Here is a 21,954-nt window from a genome sequence, read left to right on the forward strand (position 1 = left end):
TCTTTATATTCTTTCTACCTGTGTCATATTACGAAGTTCTTCTTTTTTGGTTTCTATTTTTTGATAGTTTGTTATTAGTGGCATGAATTTTGGGTGTTTTAAGATCAGGTAAAGATGTGTTAAAGCGTAGAAAAACAGATAGATAATATGGTTGTCAATTATTATTCCAAAACTATGTAAATAATTCTTATTATTTATAAAATGCAAAGTTGGAACTATAGCAATTTTATATCGAGGCATTGATTTTTTCGTTAAATTCGCATCATTTTTTGTTGATTTGTTTAAAAACTACTTTTTGTTGATTTTATGTGGGTAACCATTGCCAGAACTATTCTTAAGAATCGCTTGCCTATCCTGTTTATCATTGCCGCAATAACTGTTTTTATGGCTTACCAGTCTCAACGAATCGAGATGTCATATCAGTATGCTCCTTTGCTTCCTGAAGATGATCCGGCCTATATTGAATATGAGCGTTTTGCTGAATTGTTTGGTGACGAGGGAAACATTATAGTTCTTGGTGTCCAGGATGAGCAGTTTTTTGATATCAACCATTTTAATCGTTGGTTAAAATTAACTGATGAGTTAAGAGAAATTGATGGCGTTACTGAAGTTCTTTCTATTTCCAACAGCTATAATCTTAAGCGTGTTGCCGCAGAACGTCGATTTGACGTTAAGCCTCTCTTCTCGGGTATAGCATATCAGCAGGATCTAGACTCGATAAGGTTAATATTTGAAAGTTTACCATTTTATGATGGCCTCCTTTATAATAGAGAAACCAACACTTATTTAATGGCGGTATTGCTCGATACTGAAGTTTTGCAAAGCCCCGAAAGAGTAAGATTGGTTGAAGAAATTAAGAGTGCCGGGGCGAGATATGATAATTATAATGGAACAGCACTAAAATATTCCGGATTACCTTTTATACGTGTTGAGACTGCTGAGATGGTGAAATATGAACTTAATATGTTCATTGTTTTAACCCTTGTAATTACAGCCCTTATTATATTCCTGTTCTTTAAATCCTTTAAAGTGGTTATTTTTTGTATGCTTATTGTTGGTACGGCAGTTGTCTGGGCATTAGGTATACAAGGGATGCTGGGATTTAAGGTGACCATTCTTACGGGAATGATTCCGCCACTTATTATTGTAATTGGTATTCCAAACTCTGTTTTCATGCTGAATAAATATCATCAGGAGTTTAGGAGCCATGGTAACAAAATCAAGTCTTTGCAACGGATGATCCGGAAAATAGGGAATGCTACCTTTTTAACCAACTTAACCACAGCCAGCGGATTTGCCACATTTGTATTTACCAGCAGCCGAATACTCGTAGAGTTTGGAATTGTTGCTGCCATAAATATCATTGTGATATTTATATTATCACTTCTTCTAATTCCCATTATATTCAGCTTTCTGGCCGATCCAAAAGAGCGACATATCAAGCATCTTGACCGGACTTTGGTTTCCAATGTGGTGAATAAAATCCTCCATGTATCATTATATCATCGTACAAAGGTATTTGTTATTACCGGAATCATGCTGATGGTAGGAGGATATGGAATTTCCCGCATGCAGACTACTGGATACATGCTGGATGATATTCCTCATGAGCACCAATTATATTCAGATTTAAAGTTTTTTGAGGAGCATTTCAACGGATTAATGCCTTTAGAAATTCTGATTGATACACGAAGACCCAATTCGCTTATGCAAAGGTCAACGATGGAACGGATGGATTTACTGCAAAGCCGTTTGGATTCCATTGATGAGTTATCGCGACCTATATCTTATATAGAGTTGATTAAGTTTGCCAGACAGGCATATTATAACGGATCGGAATTTCATTATGCCATCCCCACGGCTATGGATCGCAACTTTATATTGTCGCATATGCAAACCCGAAATAGCGACGATGGAGAGGGATCAGGGTTGATGTATTCATTTATAGATTCTGCCAGGCAAATGGCACGTATTAGCCTGAGAATGGAAGATGTGGGTACAACGAGGATGGAATCTCTGGAACAAAACGTAAGAAGCACCATCGAAGAAATTTTTCCGCCGGATGAGTATGAAAGTTTAATTACGGGTGCTAGTGTGGTGTTTTTCAAAGGGACCAATTACTTGGTTAGAAACTTGTTCATCAGTCTCTCAATTGCTGTTTTGTTGATTGCTACTTTCATGGCCTGGATGTTCAGTTCAAAGAGGATGGTTTTGGTTTCACTGATCCCAAATATCATTCCGCTGCTTATGACTGCGGCTTTGATGGGCTATTTCGGAATTCCCATTAAGCCTTCAACCATTCTGGTTTTTAGCATTGCATTTGGAATTTCAGTGGATGATACCATCCACTTTTTGGCAAAATACCGGCAGGAGTTGAGTGAAACCAACTGGAGTATAAGAGCTGCTGTTGTTATAGCAACAAAGGAAACCGGCTTAAGTATGATCTACACATCAATAATATTATTTTTCGGTTTTGGGGTATTCAGCTTGTCAGAATTTGGTGGTACAGTTGCACTTGGTTTGCTTGTCGCCTTTACGTTACTCATTGCTTTGTTTGCCAATCTGATTTTATTGCCATCCATTTTGCTTACTCTTGAAAAGTTCATTACGAATGAATCCTTTAAAGAGCCCCTACTTGCTATTTATAACGAGGATGAAGATATTGAAATAGATGATCTGGTAATAGAAAGAAGGAATCAAAAAGAGCAAGTTGATGACTAAAATGAACCTGCGAGATAGTAATTGGCTTGTATTTTTTTTATTTTGCAGTATTTACTTTTAGTATAAGATCCAATATAGAATTTTTCCGAAAATTCTGATGTTTTAAAAAACCGCAAAAATTAGGAATAATGACCAGAATAACTGAATTTATCGAACAATCGGAAAGAGCCATACAATATTTAATAACTGATAAGGAACCATCAGGATTGTATGCACCTGTATCATACATTTTGTCATTAGGCGGTAAGCGCATTCGCCCTGCCTTGTGTCTTGCCGGTTGTGCTTTATTCGATGAATCCAGAATAAACCAATGCATTTCGCCAGCCATAGGTCTTGAGGTTTTTCATAACTTTACTCTATTGCATGATGATTTTATGGATGGATCGGCCATGCGTCGAAACCATCCAACCGTTCATGAAAAATGGAATGCCAATACAGCCATTTTGTCCGGCGATGCTATGCTTATAAGAGCATATCAGTTAATGCTTCAAACTCCGGAACAGGTTTTGAAACCTGTTCTTGACATTTTTAGTGCTACCGCCATGGAAGTTTGTGAAGGACAGCAATACGATATGGAGTTTGAAACACGGAAAGATGTTACCGAAGAAGAGTATATAGAGATGATCAGGCTAAAGACGGCTGTTTTATTGGGTACCAGTTTAAAAACTGGCGCAATGGTAGGAGGTGCCGATCCGGTTGATGCCGATCTTTTATATAAATATGGGATTCATTTGGGAATATCATTTCAATTGCAGGACGATTGGTTGGATGTGTTTGGCGACAGCCAAACATTTGGAAAGGTAATTGGGGGAGACATCACTTCCAACAAAAAAACATTCCTTCTTATCAATGCACAAAACCAACTTAAAGGTGCATCTTTAAAAGAATTATACAAATGGTTGAATAAAAAAGAGTTTAACCGGGAGGAAAAAGTATCAGCTGTTCGTAACCTTTATGAGGAAGCAAACGTTTCTACTAATGCCAAAAAGCTGATGGATGAACACTATAAAAAATCGTTGGATTTTTTATCCAATATAAAAGGTGATCAGTCTCTTAAGCAGGAACTGGCAGGATTTGCCCATCAATTAATGGAACGTTCGCGCTAATTGAATTTATAGTTGCGAATGTTTTTTGGGGAGAACCGTTTTGAAACAGAATAATTTTGTAACTTATACCTCATCTTTTATTATTAATTATTCATCGCATGGCACAGCTTACAGGAAAGGTTCTTCAGATAATAGGTCCGGTAGTGGATGTAGCGTTTGATATAGAATCAAACGAAATCCCCAATATTGATGATGCCCTTGATATTTATGCCGATAACGACCAGAAGGTCGTAATCGAATGTCAGCAGCACATTGGTGAACACACCATTCGTTGCATTGCTATGGATTCTACCGATGGGTTGCAGCGCGGCATGAAGGTTGTCTCACGTGGAACCCCAATTACAATGCCATTGGGAGATGAGGTTAAAGGAAGATTGCTAAATGTAGTTGGGCGAGCCATTGATGGTTTACCCGAAGTTGAAGCCACCAAATTCTCTTCAATTCATAAAGAGGCTCCTTTATTTGAAGATTTGTCCACTGAAACTGAAATTTTATTCACCGGAATTAAGGTCATCGACTTGATTGAACCTTACTCAAAAGGGGGAAAGATTGGATTATTTGGTGGTGCTGGTGTTGGAAAAACAGTACTCATTCAGGAGCTTATTAATAACATAGCCAAAGGTTATTCTGGACTCTCAGTTTTTGGAGGTGTTGGTGAACGTACCCGTGAGGGAAATGATTTGCTGCGTGAAATGATCGAATCTGGAATTGTGGATTATGGAGAGAAGTTTAAACAAAGCGTATTGGAAGGTCGATGGGATCTCGATCTTGTTGATCATGATGCCTTAAAAAACAGCCAGGTTTCCATGGTTTTTGGACAAATGAATGAGCCTCCCGGAGCACGTGCTCGCGTAGCTCTCTCGGCGCTTACCATTGCAGAAGGTTTTAGAGACGGAGACGGAAAAGGTGAGGGTCGTGACGTACTGCTTTTCATTGATAATATTTTCCGTTTTACTCAGGCTGGTTCTGAAGTATCGGCTTTGTTGGGAAGGATGCCATCTGCTGTGGGATATCAACCGACCTTGTCCTCCGAAATGGGTGCCTTACAGGAGCGAATTACCTCCACAAGACATGGCTCTGTTACCTCGGTTCAAGCAGTTTATGTACCAGCCGATGACCTTACCGACCCGGCTCCTGCAACCACTTTTACACACTTGGATGCAACCACTGTATTAAGTCGAAAAATAGCTGAACTTGGAATATATCCTGCAGTTGATCCTTTGGATTCTACATCAAGAATTCTAACTCCTGATATCGTTGGTGACGATCATTACCGAACTGCGCAAAACGTAAAGGAGATTTTGCAGAGATACAAAGAATTACAGGATATCATCGCCATTCTTGGAATGGAGGAACTATCGGAGGAAGATAAGGTTGTGGTACACAGAGCACGACGGGTTCAAAGATTCTTATCGCAGCCGTTTTTTGTTGCAGAGCAATTTACAGGTTTGAAAGGGGAATTGGTTCCTATTGAGGAGACCATAAAAGGATTTAAAATGATTCTCTCCGGAGAACTGGATAAATATCCCGAAGCTGCTTTTAATCTTGTTGGAACCATTGAACAGGCCATCGAAAAAGGTGAGAAACTCTTAAAAGAAGCGCGAAGAAAATGACCGATCTCTACTTGGAAGTTGTAACACCGGAGAAAATCCTTTTCGAAGGGCCGGTGGGAATGGTGGAAGTTCCGGGTGAACTTGGACGCTTTACCGTTTTGCGTGATCACGGACCGATCATATCAACACTTACTCAAGGCCGCATACGAATCATTGGTAAGGATGGGGTGGAGCGACACTTTCTGTGCCGGAAGGGAGTGGTGGAGTGTAAAGAGAATCGAATGACAGTGTTGATGGATCACGCTTCGGAAGCAGAAGAGGGAGAATAATACTTTATTCAAGAATTTTTGATAGGGTGCCTATCCTGTTTGTAAGCCAGTTTATAAGAATCTGCTTATTTTTTTGGCTCGCCATATCCAGACTTTGAAAACATCCAAATAGATACTTCTTTTGGCTTTTATCAGCAAACCACAAACTTAATTTGAGTCTTAAGGTGGATATTTTATCCATCTTCAACCGCATGGTTGAGTTAGAGGCAACAACTTGTGTTTTATTATTTTTTAGGGCAAGATGTGTCGTTAAAGCAGTCGGCACAAACTGTTGTTCAGATCTGAACTTATATTTTATGTTATTTAAAACTTCCTCGGGGTTGTTTCTGTAAAATTTTTGTTGAAGTGAAACCAGTTGAGGGTGAGGAGTATGTGGTGCTCTAAAATATTTTCTTTTATAACCCGCTTTTTCCGCGGCAAAAGCCTGACCACGACGATTTCCGGCTCTGGGGATTATTTTACTTCCCGACTTTAGCCATTTAAGTTTTCGTGTAATAGTATACTTTTGCTGTAATTCCCATCTCCCGCGAAGCATCATTTTGTGGTCGAAAAAAAAATCTTCGGGAGATAGAGGATTTAAAAGAATAAAGTCATCGTCCAAATATATGTATTGTTCTGATAATTCCGGGATACGCCAAAGTAGGGTAAATATAGATCTGCTGTTAAAAGTAGGTAAAACATCTTCGTAACCTTTAAAAATTTTCTGATGATCAACCAGTTCAAATTTATCTGCAAAATCTGATTTTTGAATCTGATCCCAAAATGAAGGAGTTTGGTTATCGGTAACTATAAAAATTTTCCGCAACCAGGGAGCAAAACGCAGTAATGAAGCAATACAGAACTCAAACTCTCCAACTTCATTAAACCGAGTGGGGTGAGCCGATTCTGTTTGAATATTTAGCTGCCCTAAACAGGCCGCTAATTTTTTCTTGTGCAAAGGATCTTTTCCATCAACCCAGGTTATTACCGCATCTATAGGATCTTTGATCATTTTTTTATTTCCAGTATTCTTCTATCCATTTTACAGGAGCTACCCTTCGGTACCATTTTCCGCTGATTCCTTTGATGGCTTCCGGCGGATTGGGTTTTCCGTGAAAGACAATAACTTTTGAGTTTTCAGGGATTTGAGCTGTTCCAAACCAACCCAGTGGTTTTGGCAGACAATGTCTTTTAAAACTTACGCACCACTCGGCCGGCCAATATTTGATTTTGCCTTGAGATGCCATATATCCTGTAATAAATTCCTGTTCGTTTCTGACCGATGAGAGAACTTTTTTCATATTATTGTTAAGATACTCAAGAGCATCTGAGTGTGTTCCGGCATTGAAACGGTAAACAGAAGTGTTTCCTGTTACATCTTTTTTATCCCACTCCTTGATTACCAGGAACTCTCCTTCTTCTTGGAACAAACAATCAATGTTATCTACAATCACTACATCAAGATCTAAAAACAGTGTTGGACCTTCCAGGTCGTGCAGTTTTTCAACAAAACTGGCCACTTTTAGCCACCCATGTCCAAATACCCATGGTTTTCTCTCATCAAAGTCGCTGATTCCGGTTTGTGGAATATCCTTTACCTCAATTTCCGGATCGATACCATTGCCATCATCGGTTAAGCATACGAATCTAAAATCCAAAGTTAAATTGCGTTTAACCATGGAATAGAGTCTGTTGATGTATTCGGGACCAAATTTTGTCCCCCATTTAATACAAATTACATTATTCATTATCTCAAGGATTTTAGATTTGTTAGTATAGCAAAAGTATAGATTTATTCTGATTTGCGTCAATAATTATTGCTAATTTCCCCCATAACGGACTCTAAACTCCCAATTCTTCTCTCCAACCAATGCAAGGTTTCCTGTTTAACTTTATCGTTTGCCATGTCCAAGCTTTGTAGGCAGGTAAATGCTGTGTTTTTATCACGATCTGCAAAGAAAAGTTTGATTTTCAAATGCCGGTAAGTTAATTTATTAAGCTTAAGCCTGATGGTTTTATACCTGTTATCTATTATTGCTCGTTTGTTTTTAAATGCTAAATGATTTGTAAGAGCTGTTGGAACATATTGTTCTTCTGATCTTAAGGGATACTTTATATTGCTAGTGAGCAAATCTTCATTATTTGAGAAAAAATCAGATTGCAGAGATTTAAATTGCGGATGTGGGTTATGTGGAACACGGAAATATTTTTTTGAATATCCGGTTATTTTTGCACTAAGAGCTTGAGCAATTCTGTTTTTTACTCTGTTTTTCTCTTTTTTTACCAGATGGTATAATGAATTATACCATCTTTCTGATTGTTGAGTTTCCCATTTACCTCTAACAACAATTTTGTTATCAATAAAGAACGATTCAGCTTTTACCGGTCTAATAAAGAGATAATCATCATTTAAATAGATATATCGTTCGGATAGGTCGGGTATTCTCCACAAAAGCGACTCAATTGAAAGACTGTTAAAAGTTGGAAGGTTGCTTTCGTATCCTTTGAATATCACTTTATGGTCGATGATGAGGACCCTGTTTGCAAATGAACTTTTTTCAATTAAGCTCATAAAATCAGGGGTCTGTTCATCGGTTACGATAAAAATTTTCCTTATCCAGGGGGCAAACCGCAAAATAGAAGCAATGCAATAAATAAATTCTCCGGCTTCGTTAAATCTGGTTGAATGTGCTGATGGGGGTCTCCGTCCGATAGATGTAAGATATCGGTTAAGTTTTTCGCTATGTTTCGGATCCTGACCATCAACCCACGTAATTACCGCATCTATGGCATCGGGGTTTTCAAACTTAGTAGAGTTTTGCATTTGGTTCCTTTGGATATAAGTTATATTACTGACAAATTTAGCTATTTTTGTAAACTATTTGTGAATTAATAATGAGTGATATGACCAGATTTTTCAAGTATATTTTCAAGGTAGCTCTTTTTTGGATTCTGTTTTTTGCGCTTCACCGGTTGCTTTTTATGATATTCAATTCGGGTTATTCCGGGGATGCCGGTTTTGGCTCTTTACTGGCTTCATACGCAGTTGGTTTAAGACTTGACCTCTCTTTTACTGGTTACATTTTACTGTTAACGTGCGTCATGCAATTGATTACTTTACCAATAATTAGACGATTTGAATTTACTCATTTGCATTGGTTGCACTATGTTATTATTCCTGTTTTTATGGCATTGATGTTTGCCAACACAAATCTATATTCCTACTGGGGCAGACATCTGGATGGTGAGGCGCTTGGATTCTTGGCTACTCCCATGGTTATTCTGGCATCGTTACAATGGTGGGAGGTTATTTTGTTTTTTGTTTTATTGATAGTTGCAAGCTGGGGAACAATCCTGATTTATATTAAATGGATGAAATCAGGAGAGGAAAAATCTGTATCTAAAATGCAACCATTACCGCTGGTAATGGCTGCTTTCATTACGCTTTTCACAGGTGCATTAATGATTATTCCCATTAGAGGAAGTTTTGGCGTTGCTCCAATCAATACAGGCGTTGCTTATTTCTCGCAGCACATGTTTGCCAATCATTCTGCTATAAATCCACTTTGGAATCTTTTTTACAGCCTTAAAAGACTGGATGCCACAACCCGCCATTACCGGTTTATGGATCAGGAAAAGGCTGAAAAGATTTTTAATAAAATGATGCATCAATCGGGAGAGACGCAAATACTAATTAACCAACCACAACCTAATGTTGTGGTCATTTTGCTGGAAAGTTTTTCCGCGCAGGTTATTGGTAGCATGGGAGGAGAGGCTGTTACGCCAAACTTCGATTCACTCGTTCCCGAAGGGGTTCTTTTTAATAATATTTATGCGGCCTCCGACAGGTCAGACAAGGGACTGGTAGCCGCGTTAGCGGGTTACCAGGTGATGCCTGCGTATTCCATTATGCAATATCCTGCCAAATCGCAATCGCTTAGATTTCTGCCCAATAAGTTAAAAGAGGGAGGTTTTTATGATCTTACATACATGTACGGCGGCGATATCGGTTTTAAGGGAATGAATTCTTTTGTCACATTGTCGGGTTTTGAAAAAGTAATTACCATCAACGATTTTCCGCGCTCAACTCACGGACAAAAATGGGGCGTTCACGATGAATATACTTTTGAACGATTAATTGAGGAGATGTCGATAGCTCAATCGCCTTATTTTCAGTTTTACTTTACACTTAGCAGTCATGAACCATTTGATGTCCCAATGGATAGGGTTTATGATGATCCCTATTTGAATTCGGTGTTTTATACCGATCAGTGTTTGGGAGATTTTTTTAGGAGTGTTAAATCAAAGGGGTTGTGGGATAATACTTTATTTATACTGATTGCAGATCATGGCGTACCGGGACCGGCCAGAGCCACTTCACAGATGATTGAGAGGTATCATATTCCTATGTTATGGACAGGTGGTGCTTTGGCTGTAAAGGATACAGTAATTTCAACCATCGGCAGCCAGACAGATATGGTATCTACGTTGTTAAATCAGCTTCGCTTGGATGACAGCGAATTTCCGTTCAGCAAGAATCTGCTTGCCGAAGAGGTTGAGGAGTTTGCATTTTTTACCTATCCCGATGCATTTGGACTCATTACACCTGACCTGTACAAAGTTTACGATAATAATGCAGGTCGATATATAGTTTTTGAAGGAGAAGCTACTGCGATTGACAGTTTAAAAGGCAAGGCTTACCTTCAGGTTTTATCGCTTGATCATTTAAACAGATAACAAATGACCAGAAAAGATTTTGAGGTGATGGCTCCCGCGGGTTCATTTGAATCATTAAAGGCAGCTATTCAAGGAGGGGCAGATTCGGTCTACTTTGGTGCAGGTAATCTGAATATGCGGTCACGTTCGTCATCCAATTTCAGTGCGGGGGATTTAAAAGAAATAGCTTCAATTTGCAAAGAAAACGGGTTAAAATCCTATCTAACTCTGAACATTGTGTTGTATGATGAAGATCTGGAGGAGATGCGGAAAATGGTGGATGTAGCAAAGGAAAGCGGTATCTCAGCGGTGATTGTTTCTGACCAGGCAGCCATTCACTATGCCTCACAAAAAGGGATTCCTATTCATATAAGTACGCAGGTAAATATCTCTAATATTGAAACACTTAGGTTTTATAGCAAATACGCAGATGTTGTAGTTCTGGCTCGTGAATTAAACATGGATCAGGTTAAGAAAATTCATGAAGCCATTGTTGAAGAAGATATTCGTGGCCCTGGCGGGGATTTGGTGCGTATCGAAATGTTTGCTCACGGAGCGTTGTGTATGGCAGTATCGGGGAAGTGTTATCTCAGCTTACATCAATACAACTATTCGGCAAACCGGGGCGCTTGTTTGCAGTCGTGCCGCAGGGGATATGTTGTTACCGACAAAGAATCGGGCGACGAGCTGGAGGTGGATAATCAATATATTATGTCGCCTAAAGATTTAAAAACTATACACTTTTTAAACAAGTTGGTAGATTCTGGAGTGCGAATTTTCAAAATAGAAGGACGAGCCAGGGGGCCTGAATATGTAAAAAGTGTTTCCGCTTGCTATAACGAGGCGTTAGAGGCCATTGCAGGAGGGTATTTTACATCGGAGTTCATTGCAGGTTGGGATGAACGTCTCTCATCGGTTTTTAATCGTGGGTTTTGGGATGGATACTACCAGGGACAGAAATTGGGAGAGTGGAGTGCCAATTACGGATCGATGGCCACCAAACGTAAAATATACGTGGGAAAGGGAACCAACTATTTTCCAAAAATCGGGGTAGGGGAGTTTCGCCTTGAAACCCAGAGCCTTAATGTTGACGACGAGATTTTAATTACCGGGCCAACTACCGGTGTTCTTGAGATGAAGGTAAAAGAACTGAGAGTTGACCTTAAACCTGTTAATGAGGTTAAAAAGGGCGATCTATTTTCAATGCCGGTGGATGATAAGATACGTCGGTCAGATAAATTATTTAAAATTGTAAAAGCCAGTCAGGCCAAAATTCAATAGAGAGCTAATTTAATGCCAGTATTTGAAGGAAATCTGTCAAAAATGAGAGGAACCGTTTCTGCTGACGGCTCTGTTACATATGTTTTGAAACTCAGTGCCGATGAGGTGCCGATGAGTGATTTGATTGGTCAGAAGCTGAATTTCGAATTCAGCGGCCAGATCAATTGCATATCTTGTGGTAAAACCACACGAAAATCTTTTGCACAGGGTTTCTGCTTTAACTGTATGCAAACAGCTCCGGAAGCCAGCGAGTGTGTGTTAAGGCCGGCATTGTGCAAAGCTCATGTGGGAGTTTCAAGAGATGCGGATTGGGCACAAATGCATTGTTTACAGCCTCATTATGTATATCTGGCAAATACCGGAGAGATAAAAGTTGGCGTAACCCGTCAATCGCAAATTCCTGTTCGGTGGATTGACCAGGGCGCATCGGCAGCCATAAAGATTTGTAAAACTCCAAACCGACATATGGCAGGTCTGGTTGAGATGCACCTCTCAAAGCATTTTACCGATAAAACATTATGGAAAAAAATGGTTTCGGGCACCGTTGATGAAGCTCTTGATTTACTTAAATTCAGAAAAGAAGCCATAGAATTATTAAGTTCAGGTATGCAGCAGTTTGTTGACGAAGATGATTCAATCTATTCATTGAAATATCCGGTGCAGAAATATCCGATTAAACCTGTCACAGTTACCTTCGATAAAGAACGGAGTTTTAGTGGTACCTTAAGCGGAATAAGGGGACAGTATTTGCTTTTTGAAGATGAACAGGTACTCAATATAAGAAGGCATAACGGCTATCGTGTCAGTTTAAGCTATTGATTTCGCCACGGAAGTTCTGTAATATTTCCCTGGCGCATCCTACGATTAAATAAAAATTTCAGATTTACTGATACCGGATAGTAATCAGAGATATAAACATTCTGATTTTTTACCCGGTGTGTTTCAATTCTTCTTACGTCAAAATAGCTGTTTACAAAAATATAGTCACTCATTGCATGAAATTCTTCTTTACCATAAGCGTTATAAGTGGGATATATCCGATTCTTTCCTGACTTAGCAAGTTCTGAACTGTTCTCAATTGACAGAAACCTATCCCAGTTTGATCGCATAATCCTGTATGTTCTGGATGCTTCATTCATGTGAAACGATCCTGTAACGATCACCGGTGCATTTCCTGCCAACTCTCGTATTCTCTTTAAAAACAGAGCGCTGCTGATGATATCCTCATCCTCGTTATTCTTACAAAAATGTACGTTAAATACAAAAAAAATGTGTCCTGATTCAATGTTCTCCAGTTTTGTCCAGTTTATCAGATGAATTTGATTACAAGTAACTAAATCTTTTTGGGTTATTACACCTTCGCCGGATATGTAAAACCTTGATTTTGATAGAACTCTGAATTTATCTGTTTTATAGAATATAGGGTTGAGTTGATCTGCATCTGCTTCATCTATATCCTGCGATATAATATAACTATATGCAGGAAGTATGGTAGACAAGCTTCTTAATCGTTTGATATTAACTTGTTGCATTCCGATGATGTCAGGGTTTTGATTTTTGAAATATTGCTGTATGATTGGTAAGCGATTCTCCCACGTGTTTACAGAATCTGAGACAATTGAACTGCCGGAATTGAAAGTAATAACATCCAGTTGTCCCGAACGGGAACAACTGATTACAACAGCAAATAGAAATATGTAAAGGCAGTATCTCATACTTTTAATTCATCATCTGCAAAAATCAGGAAAATAAGATTTCTTAAGTAAAGATATTACAACTTGGAGTGCACATTGTTTTTTTTACAGGAACGACCTGTTTTTATTGATGATGGTTGCCTAATGCGTTGACCACCTTTTCAATTTGTAGATCAAACTTGCGTCCAATTATTTGATTTTGCAGATTTTTTTAATGCATCAATCACTTTCATATTGTTTATGGCATCCATTGTTTCTACCGGCATGGGTTGATTATTTAATAATGCTTCGGCAAAGGCATCAAACATTAACCCATAGGCATCTGACGGAGGGAATTTTACGACTCTTGAGCCAAGGGAAGAGTTGATGGAGACTTCTGCCGGAACATCAACATAGGTATTAAATGGCAAATGAATAGTTATAGTACCTGCTGTCCCAATTATATCTACCTTTTGAAAAGGCTCAGAAAGCGTTGAAACATAGTAAGATGCACGAGATTCATCAAATTCTAGAATGCCCGAAGTGTGCATATCGGTTTTAAATTCGGGATGTCGTTTTACCATTGAAAGAACCCTTATGGGTTCTTTCCCCAGCAAAAATCTTGGAACCGATACAGCATAACATCCAATATCCATTAAAGCTCCGCCTCCATACTCTTCAATGTTTCGGATATTACCCGGTGAAGGGTTGTTGTATGAAAATGAAGTGTGAATCTGGTTGATGTCTCCAATTTGATTGGTGGCTATAACATCCTTAATGTGTTTCCACATAGGATGAAAGCGGTACATGAAGGCCTCCATGAAGGGAATTTTGGATTCTTCAGATATGTTATGAAGCATTATTGCTTCATTCGCATCCATGGACAGGGGCTTTTCGCAAAGGACAGGTTTTTTTGCTTTAATTGCTTTTATAGTCCACTCGGCATGTAAATGATTTGGCAGAGGGATATATACAGCATCAACCTCAGCATCATCGATAAGCTCTTGATAGTTCTGGTGAACCACCGGAATATTAAAGTCTTTAGCAGCTTGCTGAGCTTGTTCTATTTTTCGGGATGCAATGGCATAGATGCAACTGTACTTTGTTTTACTCAGAGGTAAAACGATTCTTTTAATTAAGTGGTTTGATACTCCTAAAACTCCGATTTTTATCTTGTCCATGATTAATATTCGATTTTGCTATTCTACTCTGTAATTATACAGGTAATTGTGTTCGCCGCCTGTGATAAGGTTAAACCGATAAGCTGATGACCTTAAAAAACCTATGCTGAATCTGCTGATTCCACGAAGAGGAAATCCCTGATAATGGGTTCCGTCCCGGTTAATTAAATGAATATGCCCACCAGTTTGTTCAACCACGCCAAATTTTATATCAGTGGCAGTAAATCTATACAGATCAGCATGTGGATGAATCAGATTTTCAAAGTTCACTTCCATTGCTTTACTCCCTGATTGGTTGAAAACAATCAGTTGGTTGGTTGTGGCATATAAATACTCTGGATTTGCCGAATTTGCCGAAAGAAGGGTAAAATGATGACTTCCCGGGGACTCAAAAAGTGTTTCCAGAGTCGTATTTCCCGACGGTAAAGCTATTTTAGCAAGCTCTCCGTTTATGGTGGTGGTAACTAATGCTGCCCTGTTGGAGTTCTCTCTCTCCAGATAAAATGGTGAGCCGGAATTGCGGATAAAATTAGCAGAAGGGGTTACCCTGTTGTCACCTCTTCTGTCAAGTATATAATTACGGAATTGATCACTGAAAACAATGTAATCGCGTCCCAGATTTCTGAAATACTGCACAGGTGTTGAAACAGTTCCCTCCGTAGCTGGCATGCTCCAGCCGGGAACTCTGTTACCGGTTTTATCATATAGATAAACCCTTTGATCTTCGAGAGCAACAAAAATACGGTACTCTTTATTGTTGTCATAATCAAACACCGCAATGGGGTTAGTTGCTTTCGATGGAAAGTTAACAGGGTAACGTGCAACATGGTTGCCGTTCCTGTCAAGCAACCATAGCCTGTTGGGCGTATTAAACAGATATTGGAGTTTGTTATTTTTGTAATAATCAATCTGAATCACATCTCCCATAATGGGTCCATCCAGGGGTCTTTTCCACAACACACGTCCCAAATTATTGATGAGGTAAAGGTTGTAATGTGCATCCTGAACAAGAATTTCTTTCTCTCCAGTGTTGTGATTGTCAACCAGAGCCGGTTTCCCGATGATGGTTGAATCAAGCCTGCTTTGCCAAATTGTTCTGGGCTCCTTATCCCTGTGGGGAGCATAATTTCCATGTACCGATGTGTAAATAAGATCATTCGCCGATGATAGCTGTATTCCCAGGCCATAGAAGTTTTCAAGTGCCTGTGTTTGTTCACGCGTAGGATTAATTACAGATCGGTTAAAATGGCTTTCGGCCATTTTAAAGATATGGGGAACCTCAGCAAAAAGGAAAAAATTCTCCTGGTATGAAAAACTTTCTGTAAATGGCGAATAATATGGATGTGTTGAGAGTGTTTTATTCAGGATGTTTGAGTAGAGAAAACGGGAGATGCATTCACTTGATTCTCCAAAAATCAGGTAATTTCTGTAAAAGGTGAAATAATTTGCTGGAACATCAGGAAAAAAATGACCCCAGAAATCTTTTATAATATCTTTTTCAGGTGTTTCATACACCTGAAAACGTGTTTGATCATCCAGGATGATCTCCCGGTGCTTCTCAGGATCCATGCCACTATTGATCATGAGTGCACGCAGTGCCTGCATGGCATTTACCTGTCCAGTTGTATTGAACACCAAAAACGACGAATAGTTGTTGTTTAAATCCGGATCGGAAAGAATATAAGCTGCTTCATTCATTATAAAGGAAAAAAACAGTTCTTCAAAACTATCCCTGTTTCTGGTTTTGAAACCGGCATTTTTTCTTTCGTAGTTATCAGATGTATGTTGATTACTAATAAATTCAATCAAATTCTCTTTAAATCGTCCTTTCGATTTAAAATTATAGCTTGTTAAAAACCGCGTTGTTCCGGGCAAAACATTAGCAATCTCAGACTTTCCCGGCTCAACTCCTCTGAATAATTTGGTGAAATGACCCGGTTCATCCCCAAATGAGAATCCGTTTAAATATATGGCATCGGTTCGAATATCCATATTTAGTTCACTCCAACCTGAAAAATGCTCTAGAGCTGGTGCCGAGAACAGTTGTGAAGTTATGCCAGGAAGGGTTTTAAAATTGATGTAACAACTTGCAATATTTGATGTTAAAGAAGTTTTTTGAATGCGACTGAACTGCGGGTTGTCTAATAAAGAATTACCGGATTGAACCTGAGAAATTGATTTTTCGATGAGTTCCTTTGATCCTGAAAGTGTTAGATATCCATTGTTTACAGAAGCATAAATGGAAATCGGGATATGGTCTTTGTTAAGAATATGAAAGTATCGTGATCCTTTATGGCTTTCGTTGGTTTTTACTAAATTTCTTGATGAAATAAGCCGGTTGATTTCGGTTAGTTCAGCTCTTGATTTTATCGGGGCGTTGATTAGCCAACCTGTAGATGCGTCATCGCTTAAAGTGTGTATGGACAGAATAAATGTTCTGCTGAGGTAATCATTAAGAACAGAGTTGGTAATTATCTCAGAGGAATCTGTAAAATTGATGATGTTCTTGATATACCTGTAGCTTTCAAATGGGGTTAATTCATTAAGGAAGCTGTTGCTTCTTGTAATGTTTCTTTTTAATTGTTGAGGATTATTGATTTGCAGTATGATGGCTGCATCAACCGGAACTGCATGTATTGGGCTGTTGTTTGTAAATTGTTGGTATTTATGCAAATATAAAAATGCCAGCACAATTACTGTTATTAATGCTAATACAGACGTAATTGCAATGTATTTTTTCAGCATATAATCAAATTTTAATTTATCTAATGATTGCAACTTTCGTGACACCTGATTGGCTTCCATCTTCGGAGGCAACAAAAATCAGGTATACTCCTGATTTTACCTGCTCCCCCCAAAGGTTTCTTCCATTCCAGAATGCTTGTCCTCCAACAGAAACCGTTTCAAAAACCAGTTTGCCGGATACATCTGTAATTTTTATATTGCTTCGAGCCATCAGTCCGGTTATCGTAATATCTCCGGTAAATTCAGGCCTAACGGGATTTGGGAATGCATAAATGTTAGAATAATTTGAGCTTCCTCCTGTGGCCGTTCCTCTGAATGAAACAATGCCTTCCCCGGTAGCGATGTAAACCTCACCAGTTTTTTCGTTTATGGTAATATCGTTGATATAATCAGATGGCAAAGGACTGTTAGTTGTATTGAAGGCATGTATTTGTCTGCTGCCATCAGGTGAGACAAGGAAAATTCCTGAACCTTGGGTTCCCAGCCATTTTCGATTACCGCCATCCACTTTAATCACGCTTACAATTTTATCACCCAGAAGAAAATCAGCATTATTTGTTCCATCTCGTCTTGGTACTAATATTCTTGTAAATACGGGTTTTTCAATATTGAATATGGAAAATGGCTGGTATTGAACTACGACCCCTTTATCAGTCCCAAGCCATATGTGGCCATTTTGATCTTCAGCAATATCAAAGATTGCATCTGTAATGACTTCTCCGTTTTGATCCCAAAGTAATAGCTGACCTGCATTTCGTCTGTCGTTTTCTGCAGATGGACGTATGGCTCCCCTGTAACGATCATCACTTTGATTTAGTGGGGTATTATTATCATCCCAAACAAAGATTCCTTTTGATCTGCCTCTAAAAACACTTAACCATTTGTGTCCCCATGATGTCGCAATCATTGGAGCCATTCCCTGATTCATCGCAAGTGTCTCATAATTGTATCGCATCCAGGAGTCTGTTTCAGGAAAATATGCTATTAATCCATTTTCAACTTCACTATTTGTTGCCCATAGTACGTTATTTCTATCAATAGCTGTAGCTGCAATCCTCACGAACCTTTCGTTGCCAGGAATTGCACTTGCCATTCCATTTTCCGAAGAACCAAACCTGTTCTTTACCACAAAATGGTTATTTTCCTTTTCCACTTCAAATATACCATCTCCCCAAGAACTTAGAAATAAGTGGTTTGGATTACCGGGTTTGGGGGTAATTGTCAATAGGTCTCTTCTGGTGTTAAAAGAAGGAGTATTGTCTCGGCTCATGTAGGTCCACCCATTAGGGGTATATATGGATGCTGATGCCGGAGTATTGGTATTATTCCAAAATGCAGTTAGTCCACCAGGAACCACCCAGAGATTTTCTGCAGCCATTTTAATTCTGTGTGCTCTGTTTGTAAGTGGTCCTTGTGGCAGAAAATTTGACCAAACGGCTTCGCTCAGTGGTCTTGCAACCAGACCATTATTGTTATCTGATATCCATATTTCGTTTGTCCCAACAATTACTGCATCTCTGAATTGTGGTGTTATTTGTGACCCGCCTATAGTTAGCTCTGAAATATTGAGATTGGATTGTAATTCGTTGTTGTATAGTCTTATATTACCTGAGTTAATTACCAAAAGGCCATTTGGAGTAGATTTGATGTTTTGAAAATTCGAAGCAGATGTCAGAGTATGAGTCTGATTATTTTCAAAATACTCGATGCTAACGGTCTCTCCCTTATTCCCTCTTGCAGCAAATATTCTACCGGCATGATTGGCTATTGCTGAGTATGTGGCTGAAGACGAATAATATACCTCCCAGGATGTGTAAATGTGTATATCCGGTGCATCCAGTCGCGCCCTTCGAATTCCTTCCGCTGTGGCAGCATATAAATATTCCTGATCAATAGCAATTTGATTCACCTGAATATTGGAAGCATTATCACCAATATAGTAGGTCGATTCGATTTCATACCTGTTTAGATTGATGACCAAAATGCCGAAATTTGTGGCACAATAAAGTCTATTCCCATCAGCAATAAAATGATTGATGGCTTTGTTGCCATCCATTACCTTTAGCCTTAGGTCGTTAATGTTTATGACATTATTGTTGGCAATAATATCAATGTTTCCATTTTCGTAACCAACTAAAATCAAATTTCTTTCAGTGTAATAGTATAGTGCTGAAATACCATAATCTGATAGTCCATTTACTCTGTTTAATGTATTCACTGAAAAATCAGATTTTTCAATAACAATTAAGCCCAGAGAGGTTGCACCAATTATTTGGTTTGGAGTTGATATAACATGATGACTATTATTGTATGCGAAATGTGTTCGCCATTCTCCTATGCGCAGTTGATTGTTATCACTGGCCACTAAGTTATTAGTTAGGAGCAGAAAGAATATTATTATGAACCTGTTCATTCTTAATTTTTTTGTTTTTGAAGGGTTGGGAGGCAGATACATCAAGTATTTTTTTATTACGCCAAATTTAATGATTTATAGCTTCGCATTGAAATATTGAACTCATTACATGTTATTGAAAAACTCTGTGAGTTTTTCAATGGCTTTCCCTCTGTGGCTGATCCTGTTCTTTTCTTCTGCATCCATTTCTGCAAATGAAATCAATTTATCGTCTGGTTGAAAAATGGGATCATATCCAAAACCTTTATTCCCTTTGGGTTCTCGTAAAACTGTTCCATTTACAATCCCTTCAAATATATGTTCATTGCCATCCACAATGAGCGCAATGATGGTTCTGAATCGTGCCTTTCTGTTTTCAATATTATGCATTAATTTCAGAACTTTGTTCATGTTGGCATTTGCATCTTTTTCTTCGCCTGCAAATCTTGCCGAATATACTCCTGGTTGACCGTCTAGCGCATCAATTTCTAGTCCGGTATCATCTGCAAAAGTGTTTTTGCCGTAAAGGTTATAAATTGTTCTTGCTTTAATTAAGGCATTTTCAAGTAAATCTTTACCGTATTCCTCAATTTCAGAAGTGTGACCAACATCATTTAAACTTAGAAGGTCAATCTTATTACATAGCAATTGGGATATTTCTGTTAATTTGTGTTGATTATGAGTGGCGAAGATGAATTGCATGTGTTTAAGGTATATAGAAAATATTAACGTCAATAGTTGATTAATTATTGTTTATTATCTTGCTAACGAGACGAAAAAAAGCCCTTCCTGATAAAATGATTTCAGAGAGGGCTTTTTTAATTTGGTTTTTATTTTCATCCGAAATTTCCGTACCCATATTTCATTAGGTCTGTTCTGGGGTTAATAACCATAACAGGAATTTTCGCGGAATTAGCTATCATATATTGCTCCTGTGCGCCTAAAACATAATCATGGAATGCAATATCTCTGGTAGTCATGATAATAATGATGTCAGCATTTCTGCTTTTGGCAAAATCGATGGTTTCCTGACTGAATGAAGCTGCATTTTTTGATAGAACCAACTCGTAATCAATCTTTTTTTCCTCTAAGAATGATTTACAGAAAACCAGGTTTGCTTTGGTTCTTGGTTCAACTACACCTTCCTTGGATGTTGATGAAAAAAGCAATGTTTTTGCTGGAAAATGCTTATTCATAAATTGAACCCACTTCAGTTTTTCTTTATTTTCAGATTTGAAATCAACAGGAAAAACCAGTTTAAGTTGATCTTCGCTTAGTTTTGGTGCGTCCTGAATTACAAGGAATGGTATTTTTGAGCCAACAATAACCTTTAATGCCCAGGAGCCGGTGAGCTTTTGAAGCCCTTTCATGCCATGGGTTCCCATAACAATAAGTGTAGCATCAAGTTCATGAGCAACCTGGTTTATTGTTTTAAAAATAGAACCTTCTCTTACAAGCGTATTTGGCTTGATATTATGCAGCTCGTTTATCCGAAGAGCATCACTTGCAAGTTGCTGCTCCATTTCTTTTATCTCGGTATCTTTTTTTACAATGTGCAAAAGTGTGATACCGGTATCCAATTGTTTAGATAGTATAACTGCATGTGCAACAGCATTCATAGCGACTTCCGTGAAATCGTACGGTACTATGATGCTATGATTAAGGGTTTCCATATGATAATTTAGTTCAGAGGTTATTTTTTGCGAAATAAATATAGCACATTTGATAATATTTAAAACACTTTTTAATTAAATTATTTTATTTACGAATATTTACCTGACAGATATTATCATAGAAATGCATAGCATTTTTAGATATGTATTTTTTTTAATAGTTCGCTAATCTTTTTTATATATACTAGAATATCAAGCGTTTATGAATTTACAGTCGTGCTGTTCAATCAGCTGATAATAAAAAACTTACTTGCATCTAAGATCTAGTCCCGAATGTCTCGGGAAAAGTCTAACGATCTATTGGTTCTGTTTCCAGCATTTATATAACATCAGCTAAAGTCCGTATCTTTCAGAAATGTTGTACTGTTGGTTACGTACATTTTTTAATTCGGTTGCCCGATTTTGATAAAAAGTTCAAATTTCATCATGAATTTTTAGCAACAAAGCTCGTTTCATCATAATTTTTCAATGTTACTATATTGACAGTATGATCTATTTGGGCTGTTTACAACAAAGAAATGTAGCTTTGTCAATTTTAATGTGAATTTAATCAGTTTCTTGTTATATTTACAATGTAAGGCATGTTTATCCTGAACTTTATTGAA

General features: G+C 38.2%; 16 protein-coding genes. 7 read left to right on the forward strand and 9 right to left on the reverse strand.

Annotation, left to right across the window (positions count from 1 at the left end; genetic code table 11):
- Positions 1 to 306 precede the first annotated feature (306 nt).
- From B5X70_RS06395 to atpC, 4 genes are all read left to right on the forward strand, one after another.
- Positions 307 to 2,721 carry an efflux RND transporter permease subunit gene (locus B5X70_RS06395; RefSeq protein ID WP_079557068.1) on the forward strand — a complete coding sequence of 805 codons (2,415 nt, stop codon included), beginning with the start codon at positions 307 to 309 and terminating at the stop codon, positions 2,719 to 2,721.
- Positions 2,722 to 2,849: 128 nt separating this feature from the next.
- Positions 2,850 to 3,827 (forward strand): polyprenyl synthetase family protein, encoded by a 978-nt coding sequence (locus B5X70_RS06400; protein ID WP_079557069.1) that lies wholly within the window; start codon positions 2,850 to 2,852, stop codon positions 3,825 to 3,827.
- 98 nt (positions 3,828 to 3,925) lie between these two features.
- Entirely contained in the window at positions 3,926 to 5,440 is a 1,515-nt protein-coding gene (gene atpD / locus B5X70_RS06405) for a F0F1 ATP synthase subunit beta (protein ID WP_079557070.1), read from the forward strand.
- The gene (atpC, locus tag B5X70_RS06410) at positions 5,437 to 5,709 is read left to right on the forward strand and encodes an ATP synthase F1 subunit epsilon (protein WP_079557071.1); all 273 of its coding nucleotides are present in this window, start codon (positions 5,437 to 5,439) and stop codon (positions 5,707 to 5,709) included. The genes atpD and atpC overlap by 4 nt, the downstream gene beginning before the upstream one ends.
- 4 nt (positions 5,710 to 5,713) lie before the next feature.
- Here the strand turns inward: atpC and B5X70_RS06415 are convergent, their stop codons facing one another.
- Genes B5X70_RS06415 through B5X70_RS06425 form a run of 3 tightly spaced genes read right to left on the reverse strand, consistent with a single transcriptional unit; the run spans position 5,714 to position 8,512 of the window.
- Positions 5,714 to 6,700 (reverse strand): Stealth CR1 domain-containing protein, encoded by a 987-nt coding sequence (locus tag B5X70_RS06415; RefSeq protein WP_079557072.1) that lies wholly within the window; start codon positions 6,698 to 6,700, stop codon positions 5,714 to 5,716.
- Positions 6,701 to 6,704: 4 nt separating this feature from the next.
- Positions 6,705 to 7,436 carry a glycosyltransferase family protein gene (locus B5X70_RS06420; RefSeq protein ID WP_079557073.1) on the reverse strand — a complete coding sequence of 244 codons (732 nt, stop codon included), beginning with the start codon at positions 7,434 to 7,436 and terminating at the stop codon, positions 6,705 to 6,707.
- A gap of 59 nt (positions 7,437 to 7,495) precedes the next feature.
- Positions 7,496 to 8,512 (reverse strand): stealth family protein, encoded by a 1,017-nt coding sequence (locus B5X70_RS06425; protein ID WP_079557074.1) that lies wholly within the window; start codon positions 8,510 to 8,512, stop codon positions 7,496 to 7,498.
- 80 nt (positions 8,513 to 8,592) lie between these two features.
- Between B5X70_RS06425 and B5X70_RS06430 the strand changes: the two genes are divergently transcribed.
- Genes B5X70_RS06430 through B5X70_RS06440 form a run of 3 tightly spaced genes read left to right on the forward strand, consistent with a single transcriptional unit; the run spans position 8,593 to position 12,504 of the window.
- Positions 8,593 to 10,425 carry an LTA synthase family protein gene (locus tag B5X70_RS06430; protein ID WP_079557075.1) on the forward strand — a complete coding sequence of 611 codons (1,833 nt, stop codon included), beginning with the start codon at positions 8,593 to 8,595 and terminating at the stop codon, positions 10,423 to 10,425.
- Between the two features lie 3 nt (positions 10,426 to 10,428).
- Entirely contained in the window at positions 10,429 to 11,685 is a 1,257-nt protein-coding gene (locus B5X70_RS06435) for a peptidase U32 family protein (protein WP_079557076.1), read from the forward strand.
- A gap of 12 nt (positions 11,686 to 11,697) precedes the next feature.
- On the forward strand, positions 11,698 to 12,504 hold the full coding sequence (locus tag B5X70_RS06440) for a DUF2797 domain-containing protein (protein ID WP_079557077.1): 807 nt from the start codon (positions 11,698 to 11,700) through the stop codon (positions 12,502 to 12,504).
- On the opposite strand, the gene B5X70_RS06445 is transcribed toward B5X70_RS06440, so the two are convergent.
- The 6 genes from B5X70_RS06445 to B5X70_RS06470 form a co-directional block, all read right to left on the reverse strand.
- The gene (locus tag B5X70_RS06445) at positions 12,498 to 13,400 is read right to left on the reverse strand and encodes an exonuclease/endonuclease/phosphatase family protein (RefSeq protein ID WP_079557078.1); all 903 of its coding nucleotides are present in this window, start codon (positions 13,398 to 13,400) and stop codon (positions 12,498 to 12,500) included. The genes B5X70_RS06440 and B5X70_RS06445 overlap by 7 nt on opposite strands.
- A gap of 152 nt (positions 13,401 to 13,552) precedes the next feature.
- Positions 13,553 to 14,539 (reverse strand): Gfo/Idh/MocA family protein, encoded by a 987-nt coding sequence (locus B5X70_RS06450; RefSeq protein WP_079557079.1) that lies wholly within the window; start codon positions 14,537 to 14,539, stop codon positions 13,553 to 13,555.
- An 18-nt stretch (positions 14,540 to 14,557) separates the two neighbouring features.
- Positions 14,558 to 17,284, reverse strand: coding sequence for a DUF3352 domain-containing protein (locus B5X70_RS06455; protein WP_088328589.1), 2,727 nt, complete (start codon positions 17,282 to 17,284; stop codon positions 14,558 to 14,560).
- 16 nt (positions 17,285 to 17,300) lie between these two features.
- The gene (gene porZ / locus B5X70_RS06460) at positions 17,301 to 19,697 is read right to left on the reverse strand and encodes a type IX secretion system anionic LPS delivery protein PorZ (protein ID WP_157666485.1); all 2,397 of its coding nucleotides are present in this window, start codon (positions 19,695 to 19,697) and stop codon (positions 17,301 to 17,303) included.
- A 105-nt stretch (positions 19,698 to 19,802) separates the two neighbouring features.
- A complete protein-coding gene (gene rdgB, locus B5X70_RS06465) occupies positions 19,803 to 20,378 on the reverse strand; it encodes an RdgB/HAM1 family non-canonical purine NTP pyrophosphatase (RefSeq protein WP_079557082.1) in 576 nt (191 codons plus the stop codon).
- Between the two features lie 134 nt (positions 20,379 to 20,512).
- Positions 20,513 to 21,349 (reverse strand): universal stress protein, encoded by an 837-nt coding sequence (locus B5X70_RS06470; protein ID WP_079557083.1) that lies wholly within the window; start codon positions 21,347 to 21,349, stop codon positions 20,513 to 20,515.
- Between the last annotated feature and the right edge of the window lie 605 nt (positions 21,350 to 21,954).

The organism is Alkalitalea saponilacus (assembly GCF_900168165.1).
Lineage (GTDB): Bacteria > Bacteroidota > Bacteroidia > Bacteroidales > Marinilabiliaceae > Natronoflexus > Natronoflexus saponilacus.